Genomic DNA, 22,333 nt, shown 5'->3' on the forward strand with positions numbered 1-22,333 from the left:
GCTGGTCGCGGTTTTCATCGTATCGGCGCTCGCCTCCCGTCGACCGCCGACATCCCCTCCTTCGAGATCAGTCAGTAAGTCGCCTTGTTTGCGGCACGCCTCAGTGTGTCGTCATCCATTCGCGGGCGGCGCGCAGCGCGGCTGCGAGCTGCATCTTCGTCAATGTCGCGGCGACGTCGGCACGAAGCTCGGCGGCGCGCTCGCTGCCACGGATGGCGGCGATATTCAACCATTTGTGGGCGGCAACGAGGTCTGCATTGCAGCCCCTGCCGGTCGCGTAGTTCACGCCCAGTTCGCAAAGGGCATCGGCGCTGTTACCACCCATCATGGCATTTCCAGACATCGTCGTTTCGAAGCGTGCCATTGTTATTGTCCCTGTCTTACTTCTGTTCGTATCTGCCCTGTTTTCCGTCTGAACCTTGCCGTCATCCGCGGCTTTCCGGTTCTTCCGGCCGGCGGGTTTGCCCCGCTCGTTTGATGGCTTCACTATCGCAGACGGCTTTCAAAAAACGCCTAAAATGCATGATTAATTCGATGCAAACAAAGTGCAAATGCTTGGTAAACTTGGGATTTTGTTAAACATCGCATCCCTTGCAAATTAAGGATTTTCGGGCGAGCTTAACCTTCCGTTAGGATTTGGATTTAAACCCTTCGTTCACCACAAAAAGAGCGCGGTTCAATTCGATGCCGTGTTTCGACGCGGCGCAGATACCCGATAGGACGGGGATTTGGGCCTCGAAAACCATATTTACCTTTACGTTCGCGTTAGATAATCTCGCTGCATTCCCGGCTATGAGGCCGGATGGCGCCTGGGGGAGAATGACATCATGATCCGTACCACCATTCTTGCTGCTGCAATGCTGTTGAGCGCGAATGCGGCCTTTGCCGAAGAGCCGATCGTCGGCAACTGGAAAACGGTTGCTGGCGATACCGCCGTCATCGCGCCCTGCGGCGACAGCTATTGCGTGACGTTGAAGACGGGCAAATATGCCGGCAAGCAGATCGGCAAGATGCAGGGCAAGGGCAACAGCTATACCGGCCAGCTGACCGATCCCTCCGAAGACAAGACCTATAGCGGCTCCGGCACGATCAGCGGCAGCAGCATCAAGATGCAAGGCTGCGTGCTGAAGGTATTCTGCAAGTCGCAGACCTGGACGAGGCTCTGAAAAGGCCCTCCCCCTCATCAGAAATACTATGGGGCCTGCCCGCGATCAGCCGGCGGGCCTATGCTATTTGCCCGCAGACACCATTCAAAGCCGGGTAATATTTCTGAACGCCGGATGAACCGGCATCTCAGCACCTGTTCAGCCTGACCATGGCAAAACAGTGTCCAGTATAGGGCACGGGTAGGGCCACGGACATGGACTCGATCATCATGGCACGGCGTTTCGTCATCATCATGCTGTTTGCCGCCGTCTTTGCATTCAGCTTCTCGGTTGCGGTCGAACACGCCGGCCGCAGCGGCGCGCAATCACATTTCGGCGCAAGTTTCACCTGTTTGCAGGCAGCAACGCCTTACTGCACGACGGTACAATAACAAGGTCGGCGCGGCGAACCCGCGCTGACCTCGAGACGGCCGCAAAATAGCTGCGAGAATCCGAGCCGCCACTTGCAACGTCGTTTGCTTGTAACCAACGACACTCTATAATAGCTCATGAGCAACAGAATCTCTCCCTTCTCACCCCTCGACATCTCCTCCCCCAGCCCGTTTCAGCCCCGGACCTTCGATGATCCTGGCAAGGCCGTCGACGCGCTGACGGAGCTTTATGAGCGCAACACCGCGTTCCTGATCGACAATTTCACCAAGCTTGCCCAAGGCGCGCCGATCACGGCGCGCTATCGCGCGTTCTATCCGCAGGTCAGCATCGAGACGACGAGCTTCGGCCATGTCGATTCGCGCCTCTCCTATGGCCATGTCACCGCGCCCGGCATCTATACGACGACGATCACCCGCCCGAAGCTTTTCAAGCATTATCTCAAGGAGCAGCTGACGCTCCTGATGCGCAGCCACAACGTTCCGGTGGTCGTATCGGAATCGACGACGCCGATCCCGATACACTTCGCCTTCGGTGAAGGCGCTCACGTCGAAGCGTCCGCCACGGTTTTCGAGGACATTCCGCTGCGGGATCTTTTCGACACGCCGGACCTCAACACGACGGACGATGAAATCGCCAACGGTGAATATATCCCGCCGCCGGGCGAGCCCTCGCCGCTTGCGCCGTTCACCGCGCAGCGCATCGACTATTCGCTGGCCCGTCTCGTCCATTACACGGCGACCAGCGCCGCGCATTTCCAGAATTTCGTGCTGTTCACGAACTATCAGTTCTACATCGACGAATTCTGCAAATGGGCACGCGAGCTGATGGCAAGCGGTGGCGACGGCTATACCGAATTCGTCGAGCCCGGCAACATCATCACCAAAGCCGGCGCCAGCCAGCCCGAGGGTGACACCACGCCGCCGCGGCTGCCGCAGATGCCGGCCTACCATCTGAAGAAGAAGGGCCATGCCGGCATCACCATGATCAATATCGGTGTCGGCCCCTCCAACGCCAAGACGATCACCGACCATGTCGCCGTGCTGCGCCCGCATGCCTGGCTGATGCTCGGCCATTGCGCCGGTTTGCGCAACAGCCAGCGCCTCGGCGACTATGTCCTGGCGCACGCCTATATGCGCGAGGACCATGTTCTCGATGACGACCTGCCGGTCTGGGTGCCGATCCCGGCGCTTGCCGAAGTGCAGGTGGCGCTGGAAGCGGCCGTTGCCGAAATCACCGGCTACGAGGGCTTCGAGCTGAAGCGCATCATGCGAACGGGTACGGTTGGCACCATCGACAACCGCAACTGGGAACTGCGCGATCAGGCAGGCCCGGTAAAGCGCCTGTCTCAGGCCCGCGCCGTTGCTCTCGACATGGAATCGGCAACGATCGCCGCCAATGGCTTCCGTTTCCGCGTTCCCTACGGCACGCTTCTGTGTGTTTCGGACAAGCCGCTGCATGGCGAATTGAAGCTGCCGGGCATGGCGACGGCCTTCTATCGCACCCAGGTCAACCAGCATTTGCAGATCGGCATCCGCGCCATCCAGAAACTGGCAGCCATGCCGCCGGAAGCGCTGCATTCGCGCAAGCTGCGCAGCTTCTTCGAAACGGCGTTTCAGTAAGCAACAGGGCCTTTACCCTATTGCCCATCGGCAGATAGTGAATTCATTTGAGCGGCGGCCGCGACTTGCGGCCGCCGCTCATCGTTTGGCTGGGCACCCCAGCTCAGGCACAGGATCAGCAGAGCAAAGCCCGCAAATCCGAGCCAGGTGCGGAAAACGACCCTTCCGACATCGGCTGCGTCGAGCAGTTCCTCTTCCGACAGGGTCTTCCTTTGCCAGTAGTGAACGATTGCGGCTTCCAGACTGTACATTTCCGTTGCTCCTTTGGTGAGGACGGAAATGGTCGACCGAGCCCGCGCCTTTTCGACAGCGCCAAGATTTTTTGCCATGTTGGGGATCGGGATGTCGATTTGCATGTGGGCCGCTCGTCTAGGGCCGTCAGCAAATTGAAAGAGGAGACGCTGCGATGAAATATCTCTGCCAGGTCTGGTTCGATGGTGCGATGCTCGCCGCGAGGACAGAAGAGGAAAAGCATAGGCTCGGCCTGGATTCTCTCAGCTACGATCGGGACCTGGTGGCAAGCGGCCACATGATTCACGCCCAGGCGCTGCAGCCGCCGAGTTCCGCGGTGACGGTGCGGGTCCGCGATGGCGAGACGTCGGTGACGGATGGCCCCTTCATCGAAACCAAGGAATATCTTGGCGGCTTCATCCTGATCGAGGCAAAAGACCTGAACGATGCCATCCGCGTTGCCGCCGGCATTCCGCTCGCCAAGCTCGGCGCCATCGAGGTGCGGCCGATCCATTTCTTCGGCCCGGATGCTTGAGGAGGCTTTGATGAAATTCCTTTGCCAAGTGTGGTTCGACAGCACAGAGATCGCCAAGCTGTCCGAAGCGGAAGGGCGAAAGCTGACGCAGGATTCGATCGACAACGACAACCGGCTGCGTGCCAGCGGCCATATCATCGTCGCCAACGCTCTGCGCGAGCCTCAGACCGCAAAGACCGTTCGGGTGCGCCGGGGCGAAACCGCCGTAACCGACGGCCCCTTCGCCGAAATCAAGGAACATCTCGGCGGCTTCGTGCTGATCGAGGCGCGGGACTTGGAGGAGGCGATTGAAATTGCCGCCACCTTCCCTGTGGCACGCTATGGCATGATAGAGGTGCGTGGCGCCTTCGACATCCGTTTTCCGGACGAATAGCTAGGAGAGAAAAGACATGCGGTTTCTATGCCTGATCCACACATCCGTCGATGTCGACGGACGATTGACGTCCAACGAGATGAACCATCTGATCGCCGAGCACTTCGTCTTTGACGAGGGCCTGCAGCGGGATGGCACCCTGATCGTTTCGGACGCGCTGGCACTTCGAGACAAGTCGATCGTCATCCGCCCGGACGGAGACGGGTTTTCCGTAACGGACGGGCCATTCGTGGAGACGAAGGAGCATCTGGCCGGCTTCTATCTCATCGAAGCTCCAGATCTCGAAGGAGCAACGGAGATTGCCAAGCGCATCCCCTCGGCGCGTTACGGCGCCATCGAGATCCGGCCTGTGCGCATCCTGACCCTTCATGGAGATCTCGCGGAGAATAGTTGACGCCCGTGTCGCTGAACCGGACCATCGACGGCATCTATCGCAGCCACTCGCGTCGCGTGCTGGCAACGCTGATCCGCCTGCTCGGAGATTTCGACCGGGCGGAGGAAGCACTTCACGACGCCTTTGCGGCAGCGGCGCAGCAATGGACTGACGAGACGATCCCGGCCAATCCCTACGCCTGGCTCGTCTCCGCCGGCCGCTTTCGCGCCATCGATCATATCCGCCGGCGAACGCGCTTCGATGCAGCCCAGGCCGATATCGCCGACAGCCTCTATCCGGAGGGCGAAACAATGGAGACGTCGGACAGCGAAGAGATCGAAGACGACATGCTGCGGCTGATCTTCACCTGCTGCCATCCGCTCGTACCGGCCGAAGCACGCACGGCGATGGCACTTCGGGAGGTCTGCGGGTTGACGACGGAAGAGATCGCTCACGCCTTCCTGATCCCGGCTCCGACCGTCGCCCAGCGCATTGTCCGCGCCAAGAACCGCATTCGTACCGCCCATATTCCCTACGAAGTGCCAGGCAAGCCCGAACTGCCGAAGCGGCTGGCGCAGGTGCTGCATGTCATTTACCTGGTTTTCAACGAGGGCTATTCGGCCTCTTCAGGCTCTGCGATCGTGCGCGCCGATCTTGCGGCGGAAGCCATCCGGCTCGGCAGGCTGTTACTGCAGCTATTGCCGGATTCCGAGGTCGAAGGGCTGCTTGCGATCATGCTGCTGCAGGATTCGCGGCGTCTTGCCCGTATCGACCAATCCGGCGATCTGGTGCTGCTTGCCGATCAGGATCGCGCACTCTGGGATCACGACCAGATCCGCGAAGGACTTACGTTATCGGCAAGCGCCATGGCGGCCGAAAGCGTCGGCGGCTACGCCCTGCAGGCCGCGATCGCAGCCGAACATGCCCGCGCAGCGACTGCCGACGATACCGACTGGCGGCAGCTCGTCACACTCTACGACCTGTTGCTGACGGCGAGCCCTTCCCCGGTAATCGAACTCAATCGAGCCGTGGCCGTCTCCATGTGTGACGGTCCGGCGGCGGCTGTTTCCATCGTCGACCGGCTGCTGCAGGAGGAGCGAATGGCGCGGTATCACCTCACCCATGCGGCAAAAGCGGACTTTCTCCGCCAGCTCGGACGACATGACGAGGCACGGCAATCCTACGAAACGGCATTATCGCTCTGCCAGCAGGGGCCGGAGCAGGCATTCCTGCGCAAGCGCTTGAGCGAACTCGATGAAGCGGCCGAGCGCTAGCCGGGTCAGATGCGTTTACGCGACACCAACAATCCGATCGCCGTTCCCGTCAGTGCCGACACGACGATCAGCAGGTGAGCGTTGATACTGGCCTGCGCGAGATTTTCGATGGCCTCCTTCGTGCTCGAAGCACCGAAGGCCATCGCCCCGGCGGTGATGCCGGCCGGATAGGTGCCGACGCCGCCAGGCGCATGGACCGGCAGGACCGATGACAGTTCGCCGCCGAGCGCACCGCCGAAGCTTGCCGAGAGCGGGGTAACGTTCATCAGGCCGAGCGCCCAGGCCAGCACCACGACCTTGACCAGCCAGTTGACGATGGTCGTCAGCCAGGCACGCGCAAAGGCACTGATATCGACCGGCAGCCCTCGCTCCAGCTCATGCACCAGCCCTTGCGCCTTCTTCGGCAGGATGCGCGCGGCAAGACGGATCAACGGCCGGCGAGAAGCGAAGCCCACGACAGGCAGCAACAGGAAAGCCGCCCATACGATCCAGGCCAGGACATGATGGGGCGAGGCTAGCGCCAGGCCGATGCCCGCGGCGGCCAGCAGCGCGTGGAGATCGAGCAGCCGCATGACGAACAGCGCCGAGGTGCCCCGCGCCAAGGGAATGCCGAATTCGGATCGCATCAGCACCGGGAAGCTCGTTTCGCCCGTGCGAAACGGCATCATGATATTCAGGAGATTATGGACCTGCGTTACACGGAACAACGCCGCAAAATGGCCCGAGGTTTCCTTCGGGAAGTAATCGTAGATGCGCCAGGTGCGCAGGAAATAGGTGCCGGTCAGAAGCGCGAGGGCGAGCAGGATTGGCAAGGCGCCGACCTTGCCCCATTGCGCCAGGATGGAGCTCCAGCCCCAGAACCATTCGATGAAGGCCGCATACGCGACCACGACGCCGAGCGTCAGCAGCGTCATTCGGTTGCGAATAAACCAATTCTGTCGGCTGGCAACCGTCGGAGTCTTCATGTAGTTAGGGCACCCAAATGCGAGCGGAAGGCTGAAACCGGACTTTTCGCTCGTTTCGTCCGGCAGGTACTGCCGGTCTTTTAGGAGAAACAAGTGTTGCAGACAACGGCAGAGTCGACCCTCCCCCAGGCCGATCCGGCAAGCCCACTAGAGCTTTCGCTGGTCGTGCCCGTCTTCAACGAGGAAGAAAGTGTCGGACCGCTCATCGAGCGCATCTGTACCGCCATGACCGGCTTTGACAAATCCTGGGAGCTGATCCTGGTCGATGACGGCAGCACGGACGCCACGCTTGCCAATGCACGGCGCTCACTTTCGCGCGATGGGCTGATCCTGCGCATCGTCGAGCTTCAGCGCAATTTCGGCCAGACGGCAGCCATGCAGGCCGGCATCGATGCGGCCAACGGCCGCCTCATCGCCACCATGGACGGCGACCTGCAGAACGACCCGAAGGACATTCCTTCGATGGTCGAGGAACTGGAGCGGCGGCAGCTCGATCTGCTTGTGGGATGGCGCAAGAACCGTCAGGACGGCCTGCTGCTGCGCAAGATCCCCTCCTGGTGCGCCAATTACCTGATCGGCCGCATCACCGGCGTCAAGCTGCACGATTATGGCTGCAGCCTGAAGATCTACCGCTCCTCGATCATCAAGCAGGTCAAGCTTATGGGCGAGATGCACCGCTTCATCCCGGCTTGGGTTGCCGGCGTGGTGCCTAGCTCGCGCATCGGCGAAGTGCCGGTCACCCACCATGCCCGCCAGCACGGCACCTCGAAATACGGGATCTCGCGCACCTTCCGCGTCATCCTCGATCTGCTGTCGGTGATGTTCTTCATGCGCTACAAGGCGCGGCCGGGCCATTTCTTCGGCTCGCTCGGCCTTGGGCTCGGTGCGCTCGCAGCCGTGATTCTGCTCTGGCTGTTCATCGACAAGTTCATCTTCGGCGACGATATCGGCAGCCGTCCGCTGCTGATGGTCGGCGTCGTGCTGCTGCTGTCGTCGGTTCAGATGATCACGACTGGTATTCTCGCCGAAATGATCGCCCGCATCTATTACCGCGACGATCTCTCGCCGAACTATATCGTGCGCAAGATCTTCGATCGTGACCACCAGGATGCATAGGCATCTCGCCCCCATACACGAGGCCGTCCGCAACAGGAGCTAAGCCGCGCATGAGCTCGAAGGACGATATTGCAAGCCTGCTGTCGGACACAGCAGACCTGCCACCGTGGCGGACGACGGGTTCGACGCATCTCGTTCATGATCGCTGGCTGAAAGTTCGTGCCGACAAATGCCTGACGGCGGAGGGCGTGGAGATTGCGCCCTATTATGTGTTGGAATATCCCGATTGGGTCGAGATCATCGCGCTCGATGCCGAGGATCATATCTACCTCGTCCAGCAATATCGTCATGGATTGGGCGTCGTGGCACTCGAGCTTCCGGGCGGAGCCATGGATGTGAGCGATGCAAGTCCAGTCGAGGCGGCTGCGCGCGAGCTGCGCGAAGAAACCGGGCTCTCCTCCACCGGTTGGGATTATGTCGGCAAGCTTGCGCCCAACCCGGCCACGCACACCAACCTCGCGCATATCGTCATTGCCCGCAATGTAGCCTTAACCGCCAAGCCGGCGGATGACCCGACGGAGCGCATCCGCCTGATCCGCATGCCGATCCGGCAGGCGATCGAGCTGGCGCTGGAAGGGAAAATGATCCAGATGATCCACGTCGCGGCACTGACCCTTGCCCTTCATAAGGCGGGCAAGTGGAGCGTGCCGACGCCCAATCTCTGATTAGGATTTCATCTCCGCCCAAACTGCATCAAGCGCCTGCCGCGCGATCCGCACCATCGTATCCACTTCCTCATGGCTGATGATAAGCGGCGGCGAAGCCAGCATACGGTCGCCGGTTGCCCGCAGCACGAGGCCATTCGAGAGAGCATGGTTGCGCACGGCGGAGCCTACGGCATCCGGCTTCTCGAAGCGGCGGCGGGTGGATTTGTCGGCGGCAAGCTGCAAGGCACCCATCAGGCCGATGCTGACGGCTTCGCCGACCATGTCATGATCCGCAAGACTGCCCCACGCCTTGGCGAAATAAGGGCCGATGTCGTCGCGGACGCGCTCGACCAGCCGCTCCTCCTCGATGATCCGGAGGTTTTCGAGAGCCGCGGCCGCGCAGACCGGATGGCCGGAATAGGTGAAGCCGTGGTTGAACTCGCCGACTTCGTTGATGAACACGTCGGCGATGCGATCGCTGACGAGCACGCCGCCGATCGGCAGATAGCCTGACGACAGTCCCTTGGCGATCGGAGCGAGATCGGGCTCGACGCCGAAATGCTGATGGCCGAACCATGCGCCGAGACGGCCGAAGCCGCAGATGACCTCGTCGGAAACGAGCAGAATGTTCCGCTCCCTGCAGATGCGCGCGATCTCCGGCCAATAGGTCGAAGGCGGGATGATAACGCCGCCTGCCCCCTGCACTGGCTCGGCGATGAACGCGGCGACATTATCCTCGCCCAGTTCGTCGATCTTCTCTTCCAGTTCGCGGGCAATCTTCAGGCCGAATTCCTCCGGCGGGAGATCGCCGCCTTCGGCATACCAATAGGGCTGGCCGATATGGACGACGCCCGGGATCGGCAGATCACCCTGCTCATGCATGTATTTCATGCCGCCCATGCTGGCGCCGGCAACCGTGGAGCCGTGATAGCCGTTCCTGCGGGCAATAATGGTCTTCTTCGTCGGCTTGCCCACGGCGCCCCAATAAACCCTGGCCATCCGGAACCAGGTATCGTTGGCCTCGGAACCGGAGTTGGTGAAGAAGACATGGTTGAACCGCGGACCGGCATGGGCGCAGATCTTCTCGGCAAGCAGCGTTGCGGGCGTGGTCGTAGTGCCGAAGAAGGTGTTGTAATAGGGCAGTTCATTCATCTGCCTGGCAACGGCATCGGCGATTTCGGTGCGGCCATAGCCGATGTTCACGCACCAGAGGCCTGCAAACCCGTCCAGATATTTCCGCCCTTCCGCATCGAAGATATGAACGCCCTCTCCACGCTGGATGATCCGCGCACCATCCGCATTCAATTTCTTCATGTCGGCAAAGGGATGCAGGTGATGGGCGGCATCAAGGGCGGCGAGATTGGAGCGGCTTGACGTGTCGGACATGATTTATTCGATCCCTCTTTGAATTGATGCTTGTCAGGCAAGCCCGGCGACGCCGCAATTATGTGCATGGCCCCTTCACCCCGGCCCTCTCCCCGCAATTGCGACGAGAGGGTCAGAGTGAGAGGCTTGGCACAAAGCCGCAACGTAGCAACACTTGACTGAAAGCTATCATGGTTTACGACCATGCCGTGAGCATTGGGGATTTACAAGAGCATGGCGGCCGACAACGCAACCGAAGGTAACGCGCGCATCGAGGTGCTGATCTCGGACATGAACGGCCGACTGCGGGGCAAGCAGATCCCTATTTCGGCTGAAAAGAAGGTCTGGTCCGGCGCCGTGCGGCTGCCGACCTCGACGCAATCGCTCGACATCTGGGGCGACGACAATGACGATATTACCGGCCTGTCGCTGACGATCGGCGATCCCGACGGAACCTGCGTTGCCGACGAGCGCACGCTAACCGATATGCCCTGGGCGCCGCCGGGATCGAAACAGGTGCTGGCGACCATGCACGAGCTCGACGGCAGCCCGAGCTTTCAGGACCCGCGCGCCATTCTTTCCGCCGTGGTCGATCGCTACAAGGCGCTTGGCCTGACGCCCGTCATCGCAACCGAGCTGGAATTCTATCTGCTTGATGGAGACTGGCGCGACAGAAGCATCCCCTCGCCGCCGGCGGCCCTGACCTATCGGGGCGAACCGAATGGCTTCCAGCTCTACGACATGGATGCTGTCGATCTCCTTGACGACTACCTCGAAACGCTGCGCGCCTATGCACGGGCTCAAGATCTGCCGGCCGATGCGACGACTGCTGAATTCGGCCCCGGCCAGTTCGAAGTCAACCTGCTGCATCGACCGGATGCGCTGGCGGCTGCCGACGATTGCATCATGCTCAAGCGCGTCGCCGAACAGGCCGCCCGCAAGCACGGGCTGAAATCCACCTGCATGGCAAAACCCTATACCGATCATGCCGGCTCGGGGCTGCATGTACATGCCAGCATCATCGACGCCCAGGGCCGCAACGTCCTCGACGCAGCAGGCGGCGAACCGAAGAAACTGAAGTCGATCTGCGCGGGGCTGCTGCAAACGCTGCAGGATGCGCAACTCGTCTTTGCGCCCTATGCCAATTCCTATCGCCGCTTCCAGCCGGGCTCATTCGCCCCCATCGACCTGACCTGGGGTTTTGGCCATCGCGGCACCGCGATCCGCATCCCGGAAAAGGATGGACCTGGCGCGCGCATCGAGCATCGCGTCGCTGGCGCCGATGCCAATCCCTACCTGATGCTGGCGGCCATCCTCGGCGGTATGCTGCTCGGCCTCGAGAACGACCTCGATCCCGGCGTGGAAACCACGCCGTCTCATGTCCCGGCGGATGCACCGCGGCTGACGCATGATTTCCTGACGGCGGTCGAGCGCTTCCGCGCCTCCGCCTTCATTTCAGACGTCTTCAGTGAGCGGTATCAAAAGCTCTACGGCGAGACGAAGCACAAGGAAGCGATCCGCTATCTGCGCAGCGTTTCCGATTTCGACTACAGGACCTATCTGCCGCGCCTTTGATCGCGTCAGACGGCGAGGCTATCGACCCTTCCCTCCCGCTCGACAAGAGCGGCGGTGCCTTGGCGGACCATGACCTTGAGTTCGCCGGGATGCACCTTGAGCGTGACATCGCGCTCGAGCGGCAGAAGCTCACCATCCATGACGCAATTGGCGAGCTGGCGCAGCTTCGGGAAGTGCAGATGCACTTCCGGCGCATGCATGACCATGACATCGGTGTTCTCGCGGACCCGCCCGCGCAGCATGTCGATGGCAAGCCGGGCGACACCGAGCGGCCGCAGGGGCTTTGCCGTGTAGAAACCCAGCTCGCCGCTGCGCAGGCTGTCGGCATAGAGTAGCGCATTGGCGCCGAAGGGATTGTTGGAGACGGAGATTGCCGAGACATGCCGGCGCCCGCGAATGTCGCCAGCCTCGAAGTCAACATCGAATTCCGGCGGGTTGGCAATGACACCGAAGGCGGCCCGGGTGCTGGCCGACATCTTTCCGAAGCGCGAGCGATAGGTATAGCTGTTGCGATAGCGCACCAGCCGTGCATGCAGACCGGCGGAGAATTGATGCACGAAGGCGCGGCCGTTGGCGCTGCCGATATCGACATTGTCGACCTCGCCTGTCGCCAGCACGCCGAGCGTCTGCCAGATGTCGAGCGGCAACCGCAACGAACGGGCAAAGAGGTTCATGGTGCCGGCCGGGATGACGCCGAGGGCGACGTCATTCTTCCAGGCGATCGCGGCTGCGGCCGAAATCGTGCCATCACCGCCGCCGGCGACGATCCCGTCAATGTCATCGCGGCGTGCGGCTCGTTCCATCGCCGAGACAATGTTACGCCCCTCAACGACGACGGCCTCAAAATCGTGCCCGGCATCACGAAACACCTGTTCCGCCCTCTTTTCATAGGCAGCCATGTCGGTTGTGCGGAACGTGCCGCCGTCACGATTGAAAAAGCCGATCAACTTCATCGGGGCTCTCGGTCTTTCCGCAAATTGTGTTTCTGAGGGGCTGAAGCCCCCGTGCGCTTCTTCTCAGATGGTTTTGGATAGAGCGATTTCAAGAATTGCATCCCATTCGCCGGATCGGACGCAGCAGACTTATGCAGGATACGACGTGCTGCACTGCAAAAAATGCACGCGACAGAAGAACCGCCGTCATTGATAGTACCAGCGGAGGCATGTCCATGCCCCGCCAGTCCCTTATTCCATTTTGATGCACTGAGCGCCGAAGCCGGGGTTCGCTGCCTGATTCGCGGCGCTTGCCCGATTTACCGCCCAAGGAGTTGTCGTGAGCGATATTGCCGTCGAGGTCCTCGATACCCAAACCGCTCTGGAAGCGCCGTCGCGCACCGCCATTGCGCTGGTGACGTTGGCGCTGGCTGTCGGCAGCTTCGGCATCGGAACGGGTGAGTTCGTCATCATGGGGCTTCTGCCCAACGTCGCCGATACCTTCGGCGTCACCACGCCGCAAGCCGGCCACGTGATCAGCGCCTATGCGCTCGGCGTCGTCGTCGGCGCGCCGATCATCGCCGTGCTCGCCGCGAAGATGGCGCGCCGCACGCTGCTCCTGCTGATGATGGCGATCTTTGCCGCCGGCAATATTTCCAGCGCCTTTGCGCCGACCTTCGAAAGCTTCACGGCACTGCGCTTCATCACCGGCCTGCCGCATGGCGCCTATTTCGGCGTTGCAGCGCTCGTTGCCGCCTCCATGGTGCCGGTGCATCGCCGCGTGCGAGCCGTCGGCCAGGTCATGCTCGGTCTCACGATCGCGACGCTGATCGGCACGCCGATCGCCACCTTCCTCGGCCAGATGCTCGAATGGCGCGCCGCCTTCATGATGGTCGGCGCGGTGGGCCTCGTTACCATGCTGCTCATCGCCCTGTTCCTGCCGAAGGACAAGGTCGAGGAAGGTGCAAGCATCACGCGTGAGTTGGGGGCTCTGAAGCGCATTCAGGTCTGGCTGACGCTTGGTGTTGCCGCCGTCGGCTTCGGCGGCATGTTTTCGATCTTCAGCTACGTGGCCACGACGACCACGCAGGTCGCCGGCCTCGGCACCGCCATGGTGCCCGTCGTGCTTGCGCTCTTCGGCATCGGCATGAATGTCGGTAATATCGTCGGTTCGCGCCTCGGCGACATCTCGATCAAGGGAACGATCGGCGGGATGATGATCTTCAACGTCATCATCATGACGCTGTTCGCGCTGACGGCCGCCAATCCCGTCATGCTCTGCCTCTGCGTCTTCCTGATCGGCTGCGGCTTTGCCGCCTGCCCCGCCGTACAGACCCGCCTGATGGATGTTGCCGCCGATGCTCAAACGCTGGCCGCCGCCTCCAATCACTCCGCCTTCAACATCGCCAATGCGCTCGGCGCTTGGCTCGGCGGCCTGGTGATCTCATGGGGCTTCACGGCTGCGGCGACCGGATATGTCGGCGCGGCTCTCTCCGTCGGCGGCCTCGCCGTCTTTGCCCTTTCAGTTGGCCTGGAGCGTCGCACCGGTCACGCATGACATCGACGGCGCGGCAAGCTCCTGCCGGCCGTTATGGCAGAACACATTCTCCTCGCCCCACACGGCCATCGCCTTGATGATCGGCCCAAGGCTGGTGCCAAGCGGCGTCAGCGCATAATCCACGCGCGGCGGCACCACCGGAAAGACGGTGCGTGAGACCAGCCCGGATTCTTCCAGCTCCCGCAATTGCTTCGTCAACATGCGCTGCGTCACCGACGGCAGCTTGCGGCGGATTTCGTTGAAACGAAGCGTGCCCCCCAACAGATGAAACAGGATCACACCCTTCCATTTGCCGTCGAGCAGGCTCAGCGTCGCCTCGACCGGGCAGCCCGGGAAATTTCTGACAAGCTTGGAGCGGGGAACCGACATCGACAGTATCCTTTTTGTACCTACATACAGAATTTGTGCATTCTTGCGCCTTTTGAGGATAATGCGCATCTAGCCACTGTGCAACAAACCCAGGAGCTTCTCCCATGCGCGCAGTCGCCTACAAGCAACCGCAACCCATCTCCGCAGAGACATCCCTGATCGACGTCGAACTACCGACGCCCGAGGCGAAAGGCCACGATCTGCTCGTCGAAGTAAGGGCCGTTTCCGTCAACCCGGTCGATGTCAAAGTCCGCGCCAACGTCGCGCCGAGCGAAGGCGCATACAAGATCCTCGGCTGGGATGCCGCCGGGATCGTCAAGGCTGTTGGTCCCGATGTCACCATGTTCAAACCGGGAGACGAGGTCTTCTATGCGGGCGCCATCAACCGCGATGGATCGAACGTCGAATTCCATCGGGTCGATGAGCGTATCGTCGGCGCCAAGCCGAAGAGCCTCGACTTTCCGGCCGCTGCCGCACTGCCGCTAACCTCGATCACTGCCTATGAGGCGCTGTTCGACCGCCTGAAGGTGCAGAATCGCGTTCCCGGCGCTGCTCATGCCATCCTTATCATCGGCGGTGCGGGTGGGGTCGGATCGATCGCAATCCAGATTGCCCGTGCACTGACCGACCTCACCGTCATCGCAACGGCGTCGCGGCCGGAAACGCAGGCCTGGGTGAAGGAGCTCGGCGCCCATCACGTCATCGACCATTCGAAGCCGCTTGCGCCTGAGATCGAGGCGCTCGGCATCGGCGCACCGGCGTTCGTCTTCTCGACGACGAACACGACAGATCACATCAGCTCAATCGTGGACGCCATCGCGCCGCAGGGCCGCTTCGCCCTGATCGACGATCCGAAGACGCTCGATGTCGTGCCTTTCAAGCGCAAGGCCGTCTCGATCCACTGGGAGCTTATGTTCACTCGCCCCCTCTTCGGCACGGCCGACATGATCGAGCAGCACAAGCTGCTGACGAAGGTCGCGCAACTCGTGGATACGGGCCAGATTCGTTCGACGTTGACGGAGACTGCGGGCACGATCAACGCGGCCAATCTGAAGAAGGCACACGCTCTTGTCGAGACCGGCAAGATGAAGGGCAAGGTCGTCCTGGCGGGCTTCTGAGCCGCCGAAATTCGCGGCTAATCAGGCCGGGCGCATGTCGTCCGGCCGCATTGTTTTAACGCGCAGGAAACATGCTTTGTTGCATCGCAAAAATTTGCAGCCGCCTAAACAAATTTTTATCGCAAGATCGTGCGTTTAGGCACGACCACCTCTTGACTTTTTATGCCTTCGGCGCGACTTCTCGCGACGTGGGGAACGCCGTTTTTCCATGCCGATTAACCGGAGCCATCTTTAGATGCCTAGCGACAGTAGTAGTCGATTGCCTTTGCCGTCAGTAGCATTCGTGCACTAACCGACTCCTGTCGGCTCGCCACGATCCGCTACGACGGCGGATCGACCGGAAAGGCGAGCTATAATGAACATGAACAGCCTCCCGATGCGAGCCAGCAATGCCGCTCGCGCATTTATCAATAACAATCGCGCCATAACCATTGCCGAACGTGTCGAGGCTCTGAACGCAGTCGAAGTGTCGGAAGCTGCCCGCATTCTTGCGAAAATGCCGGAAGAGCGCGCCGTACACATTCTCGATCGGCCGGAACTGCGCAATGCCGCGGCCATCCTCGAAGTCATGGGCAATGCAGACGCCGCGCGGCTGCTGCACGGCATGTCGAACGACCGCGTCGCCGACGTGCTGCTCGAGATGGATGTCGAGACGCGCGCGCGGCTCTTCGCCACGTTTGACGAACATGCCCGGCTGGCCATCCAGGGCCTGATGGGCTATCCGCCGCGCACCGCCGGCGGCATCATGACGACGGAATTCGTCAGCGTGCTCGCAAGCTGGACCGTGGCCCAGACGCTCGATCATATTCGCCAGGTCGAGCGCACCCGCGAAACCGTCTATGCCATCTATGTGCTCGACGACGAAACCCATGTGCTGCTGCATGTCGTGACGCTGCGCCGCCTTATCACCGGCGAGCCGGACGCCTGCATTCTGACCGTCGCCCAGAAGGGTGCGCCGGTTACCGCACCGCCGCTGATGAAGCAGGAAGATGTCGCGCGCCTGATCCGACGCCACGATCTGTTGGCGCTCCCCGTCGTCGACGACAAGGGCCACATGCTGGGGATCGTCACGGTCGACGACGTCATCGACACGATGATCGCCGATACGACCGAAGACGCCCAGAAATTCGGCGGTATGGAAGCGCTCGGCCAGCCCTATATGAAGATCAGCTTTGCCGGCATGATCCGCAAGCGCGCCGGCTGGCTCGCAGCGCTCTTCCTCGGGGAAATGCTGACGGCAAGCGCCATGCAGCATTTCGAGGGCGAGCTGGAGAAGGCCGTCGTGCTGACGCTCTTCATCCCGCTGATCATGAGCTCAGGCGGCAATTCCGGTTCGCAGGCGACGTCGCTGATCATCCGGGCGCTGGCGCTCGGCGAACTCAAGCTTTCGGACTGGTGGCGGGTTGCGCTGCGCGAACTGCCGACCGGTATCGTGCTCGGCGCAATCCTCGGCCTCGTCGGCTTCACCCGCATCGTGGCCTGGCAAACCCTCGGCCTCTTCGATTACGGCCCGCACTGGCAGCTGGTCGGCTTGACCGTCTTCGCGGCCCTGATCGGCATCGTGACGTTCGGCTCGCTCGCCGGTTCGATGCTGCCGTTCATCCTGCAAAAGCTGCGGCTCGACCCCGCCAGCGCATCCGCGCCCTTCGTCGCAACCCTGGTCGATGTCACCGGCCTGGTGATCTACTTCTCCGTGGCGTTGCTCATTCTCAGCGGCACGATGCTCTAGGGACAAGAAAAAACCCTATGACAAAGGGGCCGGAAACGGCCCCTTCTCTTTTCACTCCGGCACCGGCAACTTCAATGCGCCATTGGTCTTGATGGTGCGGATGGCGAAATGCGAGCGCAGATCGACCACGCCGGGAAGAACCAGAAGCTTCTCCGACAATACCTTCTCATAGGCCGCAAGATCCGCCACCACGACCTCCGCCAGAAAGTCGGCCGTTCCCGAAATCAGATGACAGGCGACGACTTCCGGAATGGCAAGTAGTGCCGCCTGCTGCAGTTCGGAATTTTCCTTCGAATGGTGGCCGACCTTGAGCTCCACGAAAACCGTAAGACCAAGACCGGCCTCCTTGCGGTCGATATCCGCTCGGTAACCGCGCAGGAGTCCCGATTTCTCCAGATTGCGGATGCGCCTGAGGCAGGGAGATGGTGAGAGATTCACGCGCTCGGCGATCTCGACATTGGTGGCGCGCGCATCCTCCTGAAGACAGTTTAGGATCGCAATATCGAATTTATCCAGTTTTGGCATATTTGCGAAATCCAATTATAAATATTGGCAGATTATTGCCAATATCACGATTTCTCAGCCACAACTAGCAAGGACATGCCTCGGCATTCGGCGCTATCTTTTCCTCATTCGAAAGATAATCGGATCGTTGGAAAGGATATGTCGATGACCGCTTTGTCTCTCTCCACCCGCAAGGCAACCCCCACTGCGATCGGCTATGCCGGCGCCGTCGTCACCGTCCTGATCTGGGCGAACTGGATTCTCGCCACGCGTCACACGGCCGAAACGCAGATGACGACGATCGACCTCGGCCTGATCCGCTATGGCGTGCCGGCGCTCGTGCTGGCTCCGGTCTGGTGGCGCACAGGCCTGCTGCCGAAGGGCGTGCCGCTGCGGCTTCTGGCACTGATGGTGTGCGGCTCCGGCGCGCTCTTCTTCCAGCTCACCACCTTCGCCATCCAGTTCACGCCCGCCTCATCGGCCGGCATCCTGCTCGGTGGTTCCATGCCGCTGGCGACCGCCATGATCGGCGTGCTTTTGTTTCGCGAGCGGCTCGACATCACCCGCTGGCTCGGCCTTGGCGGCATCGTCGCCGGTGTCGTGATCCTGCTGGCCCGCAGTCTTTATGGCGTACAGATCTCCTGGGCCGGCTTCACCTTGCTGCCGCTTGCCGCACTGCTCTGGGCAACCTATACGCACGCCTTCCGCCGCTCCGGGCTGAGCGCCGTACAGTCGAGCGCCATCATCGCCGTCTGGTCGTTCCTGATCCACCTTGGCCTTGCCGCCATCTTCGGCAGCTCGCTGACCTCGGTGCCGCTGCCGGAAATCGGCCTGCAGCTCGTCAGTCAGGGGCTGCTGTCGGGCCTTGCCGCCACCCTCGCCTATGGCCTCGCCGTCCAGGCTCTCGGCGGCACGCAGGCTGCAGCCTTCACCGCCATCACCCCGGTTCTCGCCACGATCGGCGGCGGCTTCCTGCTCGGCGAAGAAATCGGAATGGCCGGCATTGCAGCCGCTATCGTGACCGGCGCTGGCGTTGCCCTTTCCACCGGCCTATTCGCCCGGAAGTCTGCCCAACACTAAAACTGATATCGTGCAGAAGCAGAAAGGGCTCGGCGTTTCAAAAGGCGCCGGGCCCTTTCTCTGTCTGTTCCTAGCCGCTCATGGCGCAAGGATCAGAATCGAAGCGCCATCGCTACGCGTCGGGCCGGGTCGGCGCCGTGCGAGATCTCATTCTCAAGAATCTGCGTGAGAACGGCCGGCCGATCGCCGTCTTCCAATATGCAAAATCCCGCGGAGGCATAGAAGGGCGCATTGAAGGCCGCCTGCCGGTCCGTCGTCAGGGTAACGCCTAGGGCTCCCTGTGCCCGAGCGGCGGCAATGGCCGTCTCTATCAGACGTCGGCCGACGCCTTGCTTCTGCCAGCGCCTGACAACATCGATTTCCGCGATGTGAACGGAGCCATCCTTGCGGACACCGGCCAGGAAGCCGAACGGCCGATCCTCGCCGTCGACGGCAACGAAGAGCAAGTCTTCCGTCAGAGATTGATCGAGAACATCGAGAGGCAGAGATGTTGGCTCGCAGGCGACGGCGCCGGCCTCGTGCAGAGCCCAGAAAGCATCGATCTCGATGGCGGCGAGCAAATGCAGCTCGTCGGCCCTGGCTGAGCGGATCATCCAGGTTCCGCGTCCGATTTCGGTCATTCTATCTCACATATTCGGATAAACTGGTCCTTCGCCGCCCTGCGGGGGAACCCAGTTGATGTTCTGGTTGGGGTCCTTGATGTCGCAGGTCTTGCAGTGAACGCAGTTCTGGGCGTTGATGACGTAGGTTTCCTTGCCGTCCTTCTCGACCCATTCATAGACACCCGCGGGACAGTAGCGCGTCGACGGTCCGGCGAAGACGTCGTGCTCGGACGATACCTGCAACGCCATGTCGCCGACCTTGAGGTGTACGGGTTGGTCTTCCTCATGGTTGGTGTTCGACAGGAACACCGACGACAGGCGGTCGAAGGTCAAAACGCCATCCGGCTTGGGATAATCGATCTTCTGATGCTGGGCGGCGGGCTCCAGCGATTGGGCATCCGTCTTGCCGTGCTTCAGCGTGCCGAAGAAGGAGAAGCCGAACAGTTGGTTCGTCCACATGTCGAGGCCGCCGAGCGCCACGCCGACCGCCGTGCCGAACTTCGACCAGAGCGGCTTGACGTTCCTGACGCGCTTCAGATCCTTGCCGATATCCGTCTGGCGCCATTCGTTCTCGATCTCGATCACTTCGTCATTGCCGCGACCGGCCGCGATCGCCTCGGCGATCTTGTCGGCCGCCAGCATGCCGGACAGCACCGCATTGTGGCTGCCCTTGATGCGGGGGACGTTGACGAAACCGGCGGAGCAGCCGATCAGCGCGCCGCCGGGGAAGGTCAGCTTCGGCACCGATTGCCAGCCACCCTCGGTGATGGCGCGGGCGCCGTAAGAGATGCGCTTGCCGCCCTCGAAGGTGCCACGGATCGCCGGATGCGTCTTGAAGCGCTGGAATTCCTCGAAGGGATAGAGATAAGGGTTCTTATAGTTCAGGTGCACGACGAAGCCGACGGCGACCAGATTGTCCTCCAGATGGTAGAGGAACGAGCCGCCGCCCGTCTTCATGCCCAGCGGCCAGCCGAAGGAGTGCTGCACGAGGCCCTTCTTGTGGTTCTCGCGCTTGACCTCCCAAAGCTCCTTGATGCCGATGCCGAACTTCGGCACGTCGCTGTCCCGCGACAGATCGAACTTGGCGATGAGCTGCTTGGCGAGCGAGCCGCGCACACCCTCGCCGATCAGCACGTACTTGCCTAAGAGCGCCATGCCGCGCGTGTAGTTAGGGCCGGGCTCGCCGTTCTTCTCGATGCCCATGTCGCCGGTGGCAACGCCGATAACGGCGCCCTCGTCATTGTAGAGGACTTCGGTCGCGGCAAAGCCTGGATAGATTTCGACGCCGAGGGCCTCCGCCTTCTCGGCCAGCCAGCGACAGACATTGCCGAGCGAGACGATATAGTTGCCGTGATTGTTCATCAGCGGCGGCATCAGGAAATTCGGCAGGCGGATGGAGCCGGCAGGCCCAAGGAACAGGAAGTGATCCGCCGTGACCTTGGTCTTGAAGGGATGCCCCTCCTCTTCGCGCCAGTCCGGCAGCAGACGATCGATGCCGATCGGATCGACGACGGCGCCCGACAGGATATGCGCGCCGACTTCGGCCCCCTTCTCGAGTACGACGACGGTCAGATCCGGATTGATCTGCTTCAGCCGGATCGCAGCAGACAGGCCCGCGGGACCTGCGCCGACAATCACAACGTCGAATTCCATGCTCTCGCGTTCCGGCAGCTCGCTCGCGTCAGTCATACACTCTCTCCGCTTGGCTGACGCCCGAACACCGAACGCAGCCTTATCCCCTTTTGGGCGTCTTCCCCGCTTCGTCTATCTCTTGTCAAAACAAGAGAGAGTTGTCGAGCCGGGAAGCGACAGGCAATCCTCCAATTCGCCCAAGGTTGAAGTGAAGTTAAATTACCCTTACGTTAACGTCAATATTTCGACGACTTTTACCCGTTTCGCTGACCATGCGACTTTCAAAGACGGCCGATGGGACTCTATAAGTGTTAGCCGAAAATTCCGGATAGCATGAAGGGTGATCAAAATGGATCTTCGTATCAGCGGGAAACGCGCACTGGTGCTTGCCTCGTCCAAGGGGCTGGGGCACGGCATCGCCGTGGCGCTGGCCCGCGAGGGCGTCAATGTTCTGCTCTGCGGCCGCAGCGGCGAAAGGCTCGACAGCAATTGCAAGGCTATCAATGCCGAAGGCAGGGGCCGGGCGGATTGGGTCTGGGCCGACCTCAGCGACGATAACTTCGTGGATGTCGTGACAAGGGCCGTCACCGAGAAACTCGGGGGCCTCGACATTCTCGTCAACAACAGCGGCGGCCCGACGCCGGGAACGACGGAAGACATGAGCGCGGACCGGCTGGAGACCTATTTCATTTCCATGGTCTCGCGCATCATCACTCTCACCAATGCGCTGTTGCCTGATATGAAGGCGCAGGGTTGGGGGCGCATCCTCACGGTCGCATCCTCCGGCGTCGTCGAACCCATCCCCAATCTCGCGCTTTCCAACACGCTGCGCCCGGCGCTTGCCGGCTGGAGCAAGACGCTGGCGAGCGAAGTGGCGGCGCATGGCATTACCGTCAACATGCTTCTACCTGGAAGCATCGCGACCGACCGGCTGGCGGAGCTCGATTCGGCTACGGCCAAACGTGGCGGCCGGAGCCTGGAAGATGTCAGCGCCGAGCGCCAGCAGCGCATTCCGGCCGGCCGCTATGGCCGCGTCGAGGAATTCGCGGAAACCGCCGCCTTTCTCTGCAGCGAACCCGCAAGCTACGTGACGGGCACGATGGTCCGCTGCGATGGCGGCGCGGCCCGCTCTCTTTAAAATCATTAAGAGCAAGCAACAAATCGGCCCCTTGCCAGCACAGGGGCCGACAACACAATT

24 protein-coding genes are annotated in these 22,333 nt (G+C 61.4%); 15 read left to right on the plus strand and 9 right to left on the minus strand.

Annotated features, from left to right (window positions below; translation table 11 throughout):
* Window positions 1-100 precede the first annotated feature (100 nt).
* Window positions 101-364, minus strand: a complete 264-nt coding sequence (locus BJ928_RS01560; RefSeq protein ID WP_047627276.1) for a sel1 repeat family protein — start codon at window positions 362-364, stop codon at window positions 101-103.
* Window positions 365-827: 463 nt separating this feature from the next.
* On the opposite strand from BJ928_RS01560, the gene BJ928_RS01565 reads away from it, so the two are divergent.
* From BJ928_RS01565 to BJ928_RS01570, 3 genes are all read left to right on the plus strand, one after another.
* Complete coding sequence (locus BJ928_RS01565; RefSeq protein ID WP_047627279.1) at window positions 828-1,166, plus strand: DUF2147 domain-containing protein; 339 nt, start codon at window positions 828-830, stop codon at window positions 1,164-1,166.
* A 194-nt stretch (window positions 1,167-1,360) separates the two neighbouring features.
* A complete protein-coding gene (locus BJ928_RS38685) occupies window positions 1,361-1,537 on the plus strand; it encodes a hypothetical protein (protein WP_183079349.1) in 177 nt (58 codons plus the stop codon).
* 117 nt (window positions 1,538-1,654) lie between these two features.
* The gene (locus BJ928_RS01570) at window positions 1,655-3,157 is read left to right on the plus strand and encodes an AMP nucleosidase (RefSeq protein ID WP_047627282.1); all 1,503 of its coding nucleotides are present in this window, start codon (window positions 1,655-1,657) and stop codon (window positions 3,155-3,157) included.
* Window positions 3,158-3,174: 17 nt separating this feature from the next.
* On the opposite strand, the gene BJ928_RS01575 is transcribed toward BJ928_RS01570, so the two are convergent.
* On the minus strand, window positions 3,175-3,513 hold the full coding sequence (locus BJ928_RS01575) for a hypothetical protein (RefSeq protein WP_245432214.1): 339 nt from the start codon (window positions 3,511-3,513) through the stop codon (window positions 3,175-3,177).
* Between the two features lie 50 nt (window positions 3,514-3,563).
* Between BJ928_RS01575 and BJ928_RS01580 the strand changes: the two genes are divergently transcribed.
* From BJ928_RS01580 to BJ928_RS01595, 4 genes are read left to right on the plus strand one after another with little or no spacing between them, the layout of a single operon-like run.
* Window positions 3,564-3,923, plus strand: a complete 360-nt coding sequence (locus tag BJ928_RS01580; protein ID WP_047627283.1) for a YciI family protein — start codon at window positions 3,564-3,566, stop codon at window positions 3,921-3,923.
* A gap of 10 nt (window positions 3,924-3,933) precedes the next feature.
* On the plus strand, window positions 3,934-4,296 hold the full coding sequence (locus BJ928_RS01585) for a YciI family protein (RefSeq protein WP_047627285.1): 363 nt from the start codon (window positions 3,934-3,936) through the stop codon (window positions 4,294-4,296).
* Window positions 4,297-4,312: 16 nt separating this feature from the next.
* On the plus strand, window positions 4,313-4,690 hold the full coding sequence (locus BJ928_RS01590; protein ID WP_047627287.1) for a YciI family protein: 378 nt from the start codon (window positions 4,313-4,315) through the stop codon (window positions 4,688-4,690).
* An 11-nt stretch (window positions 4,691-4,701) separates the two neighbouring features.
* On the plus strand, window positions 4,702-5,943 hold the full coding sequence (locus BJ928_RS01595; RefSeq protein WP_047628717.1) for an RNA polymerase sigma factor: 1,242 nt from the start codon (window positions 4,702-4,704) through the stop codon (window positions 5,941-5,943).
* A 5-nt stretch (window positions 5,944-5,948) separates the two neighbouring features.
* On the opposite strand, the gene BJ928_RS01600 is transcribed toward BJ928_RS01595, so the two are convergent.
* Complete coding sequence (locus BJ928_RS01600) at window positions 5,949-6,908, minus strand: lysylphosphatidylglycerol synthase domain-containing protein (RefSeq protein WP_047628718.1); 960 nt, start codon at window positions 6,906-6,908, stop codon at window positions 5,949-5,951.
* A 96-nt stretch (window positions 6,909-7,004) separates the two neighbouring features.
* Between BJ928_RS01600 and BJ928_RS01605 the strand changes: the two genes are divergently transcribed.
* Both BJ928_RS01605 and BJ928_RS01610 read left to right on the plus strand, forming a co-directional pair.
* Entirely contained in the window at window positions 7,005-8,024 is a 1,020-nt protein-coding gene (locus BJ928_RS01605; protein WP_047628719.1) for a glycosyltransferase family 2 protein, read from the plus strand.
* Window positions 8,025-8,074: 50 nt separating this feature from the next.
* Entirely contained in the window at window positions 8,075-8,689 is a 615-nt protein-coding gene (locus tag BJ928_RS01610) for an NUDIX hydrolase (protein ID WP_052227449.1), read from the plus strand.
* Here BJ928_RS01610 and BJ928_RS01615 read toward each other — a convergent pair whose 3' ends face one another.
* Window positions 8,690-10,057, minus strand: coding sequence for an aspartate aminotransferase family protein (locus BJ928_RS01615; protein ID WP_047627289.1), 1,368 nt, complete (start codon window positions 10,055-10,057; stop codon window positions 8,690-8,692). It lies immediately after the preceding gene.
* Window positions 10,058-10,270: 213 nt separating this feature from the next.
* Between BJ928_RS01615 and BJ928_RS01620 the strand changes: the two genes are divergently transcribed.
* Window positions 10,271-11,611 carry a glutamine synthetase family protein gene (locus tag BJ928_RS01620; protein WP_047627291.1) on the plus strand — a complete coding sequence of 447 codons (1,341 nt, stop codon included), beginning with the start codon at window positions 10,271-10,273 and terminating at the stop codon, window positions 11,609-11,611.
* 5 nt (window positions 11,612-11,616) lie between these two features.
* Here the strand turns inward: BJ928_RS01620 and BJ928_RS01625 are convergent, their stop codons facing one another.
* Window positions 11,617-12,564, minus strand: a complete 948-nt coding sequence (locus BJ928_RS01625; protein ID WP_047627293.1) for a diacylglycerol kinase family protein — start codon at window positions 12,562-12,564, stop codon at window positions 11,617-11,619.
* Window positions 12,565-12,883: 319 nt separating this feature from the next.
* Here BJ928_RS01625 and BJ928_RS01630 point away from each other — a divergent pair, with 319 nt between their 5' ends.
* The gene (locus BJ928_RS01630) at window positions 12,884-14,101 is read left to right on the plus strand and encodes an MFS transporter (protein WP_047627294.1); all 1,218 of its coding nucleotides are present in this window, start codon (window positions 12,884-12,886) and stop codon (window positions 14,099-14,101) included.
* On the opposite strand, the gene BJ928_RS01635 is transcribed toward BJ928_RS01630, so the two are convergent.
* Entirely contained in the window at window positions 14,066-14,470 is a 405-nt protein-coding gene (locus BJ928_RS01635) for a helix-turn-helix domain-containing protein (RefSeq protein WP_047628721.1), read from the minus strand. The genes BJ928_RS01630 and BJ928_RS01635 overlap by 36 nt on opposite strands.
* A gap of 104 nt (window positions 14,471-14,574) precedes the next feature.
* Here BJ928_RS01635 and BJ928_RS01640 point away from each other — a divergent pair, with 104 nt between their 5' ends.
* Both BJ928_RS01640 and mgtE read left to right on the plus strand, forming a co-directional pair.
* Window positions 14,575-15,588 carry a zinc-binding alcohol dehydrogenase family protein gene (locus BJ928_RS01640; protein ID WP_047627296.1) on the plus strand — a complete coding sequence of 338 codons (1,014 nt, stop codon included), beginning with the start codon at window positions 14,575-14,577 and terminating at the stop codon, window positions 15,586-15,588.
* A gap of 355 nt (window positions 15,589-15,943) precedes the next feature.
* Window positions 15,944-17,317, plus strand: coding sequence for a magnesium transporter (gene mgtE / locus BJ928_RS01645; RefSeq protein ID WP_047627297.1), 1,374 nt, complete (start codon window positions 15,944-15,946; stop codon window positions 17,315-17,317).
* Between the two features lie 51 nt (window positions 17,318-17,368).
* Here the strand turns inward: mgtE and BJ928_RS01650 are convergent, their stop codons facing one another.
* Window positions 17,369-17,842, minus strand: coding sequence for an Lrp/AsnC family transcriptional regulator (locus BJ928_RS01650; RefSeq protein WP_047628722.1), 474 nt, complete (start codon window positions 17,840-17,842; stop codon window positions 17,369-17,371).
* A 144-nt stretch (window positions 17,843-17,986) separates the two neighbouring features.
* Between BJ928_RS01650 and BJ928_RS01655 the strand changes: the two genes are divergently transcribed.
* Window positions 17,987-18,901, plus strand: a complete 915-nt coding sequence (locus tag BJ928_RS01655) for a DMT family transporter (protein WP_047628723.1) — start codon at window positions 17,987-17,989, stop codon at window positions 18,899-18,901.
* Between the two features lie 92 nt (window positions 18,902-18,993).
* Here the strand turns inward: BJ928_RS01655 and BJ928_RS01660 are convergent, their stop codons facing one another.
* Together BJ928_RS01660 and BJ928_RS01665 are read right to left on the minus strand one after the other, a co-directional pair.
* On the minus strand, window positions 18,994-19,521 hold the full coding sequence (locus BJ928_RS01660) for a GNAT family N-acetyltransferase (protein WP_047627299.1): 528 nt from the start codon (window positions 19,519-19,521) through the stop codon (window positions 18,994-18,996).
* Between the two features lie 6 nt (window positions 19,522-19,527).
* Window positions 19,528-21,192, minus strand: coding sequence for an electron transfer flavoprotein-ubiquinone oxidoreductase (locus tag BJ928_RS01665; RefSeq protein WP_047627301.1), 1,665 nt, complete (start codon window positions 21,190-21,192; stop codon window positions 19,528-19,530).
* Between the two features lie 292 nt (window positions 21,193-21,484).
* Between BJ928_RS01665 and BJ928_RS01670 the strand changes: the two genes are divergently transcribed.
* Window positions 21,485-22,273 carry an SDR family oxidoreductase gene (locus tag BJ928_RS01670; protein WP_047627303.1) on the plus strand — a complete coding sequence of 263 codons (789 nt, stop codon included), beginning with the start codon at window positions 21,485-21,487 and terminating at the stop codon, window positions 22,271-22,273.
* Window positions 22,274-22,333 lie beyond the last annotated feature (60 nt).

This window comes from Rhizobium sp. WW_1, assembly GCF_003610155.1.
In the GTDB taxonomy this organism is placed as follows: domain Bacteria; phylum Pseudomonadota; class Alphaproteobacteria; order Rhizobiales; family Rhizobiaceae; genus Rhizobium; species Rhizobium tropici_A.

Bases quoted from the DNA above. Each gene is read 5' to 3' on its own strand.
- BJ928_RS01560 (WP_047627276.1), bottom strand. From the start codon at position 364: ATGGCACGCTTCGAAACGACGATGTCTGGAAATGCCATGATGGGTGGT.
- BJ928_RS01565 (WP_047627279.1), top strand. From the start codon at position 828: ATGATCCGTACCACCATTCTTGCTGCTGCAATGCTGTTGAGCGCGAAT.
- BJ928_RS38685 (WP_183079349.1), top strand. From the start codon at position 1,361: ATGGACTCGATCATCATGGCACGGCGTTTCGTCATCATCATGCTGTTT.
- BJ928_RS01570 (WP_047627282.1), top strand. From the start codon at position 1,655: ATGAGCAACAGAATCTCTCCCTTCTCACCCCTCGACATCTCCTCCCCC.
- BJ928_RS01575 (WP_245432214.1), bottom strand. From the start codon at position 3,513: ATGCAAATCGACATCCCGATCCCCAACATGGCAAAAAATCTTGGCGCT.
- BJ928_RS01580 (WP_047627283.1), top strand. From the start codon at position 3,564: ATGAAATATCTCTGCCAGGTCTGGTTCGATGGTGCGATGCTCGCCGCG.
- BJ928_RS01585 (WP_047627285.1), top strand. From the start codon at position 3,934: ATGAAATTCCTTTGCCAAGTGTGGTTCGACAGCACAGAGATCGCCAAG.
- BJ928_RS01590 (WP_047627287.1), top strand. From the start codon at position 4,313: ATGCGGTTTCTATGCCTGATCCACACATCCGTCGATGTCGACGGACGA.
- BJ928_RS01600 (WP_047628718.1), bottom strand. From the start codon at position 6,908: ATGAAGACTCCGACGGTTGCCAGCCGACAGAATTGGTTTATTCGCAAC.
- BJ928_RS01610 (WP_052227449.1), top strand. From the start codon at position 8,075: ATGAGCTCGAAGGACGATATTGCAAGCCTGCTGTCGGACACAGCAGAC.
- BJ928_RS01615 (WP_047627289.1), bottom strand. From the start codon at position 10,057: ATGTCCGACACGTCAAGCCGCTCCAATCTCGCCGCCCTTGATGCCGCC.
- BJ928_RS01620 (WP_047627291.1), top strand. From the start codon at position 10,271: ATGGCGGCCGACAACGCAACCGAAGGTAACGCGCGCATCGAGGTGCTG.
- BJ928_RS01625 (WP_047627293.1), bottom strand. From the start codon at position 12,564: ATGAAGTTGATCGGCTTTTTCAATCGTGACGGCGGCACGTTCCGCACA.
- BJ928_RS01635 (WP_047628721.1), bottom strand. From the start codon at position 14,470: ATGTCGGTTCCCCGCTCCAAGCTTGTCAGAAATTTCCCGGGCTGCCCG.
- BJ928_RS01640 (WP_047627296.1), top strand. From the start codon at position 14,575: ATGCGCGCAGTCGCCTACAAGCAACCGCAACCCATCTCCGCAGAGACA.
- mgtE (WP_047627297.1), top strand. From the start codon at position 15,944: ATGAACATGAACAGCCTCCCGATGCGAGCCAGCAATGCCGCTCGCGCA.
- BJ928_RS01650 (WP_047628722.1), bottom strand. From the start codon at position 17,842: ATGCCAAAACTGGATAAATTCGATATTGCGATCCTAAACTGTCTTCAG.
- BJ928_RS01655 (WP_047628723.1), top strand. From the start codon at position 17,987: ATGACCGCTTTGTCTCTCTCCACCCGCAAGGCAACCCCCACTGCGATC.
- BJ928_RS01660 (WP_047627299.1), bottom strand. From the start codon at position 19,521: ATGACCGAAATCGGACGCGGAACCTGGATGATCCGCTCAGCCAGGGCC.
- BJ928_RS01665 (WP_047627301.1), bottom strand. From the start codon at position 21,192: ATGACTGACGCGAGCGAGCTGCCGGAACGCGAGAGCATGGAATTCGAC.
- BJ928_RS01670 (WP_047627303.1), top strand. From the start codon at position 21,485: ATGGATCTTCGTATCAGCGGGAAACGCGCACTGGTGCTTGCCTCGTCC.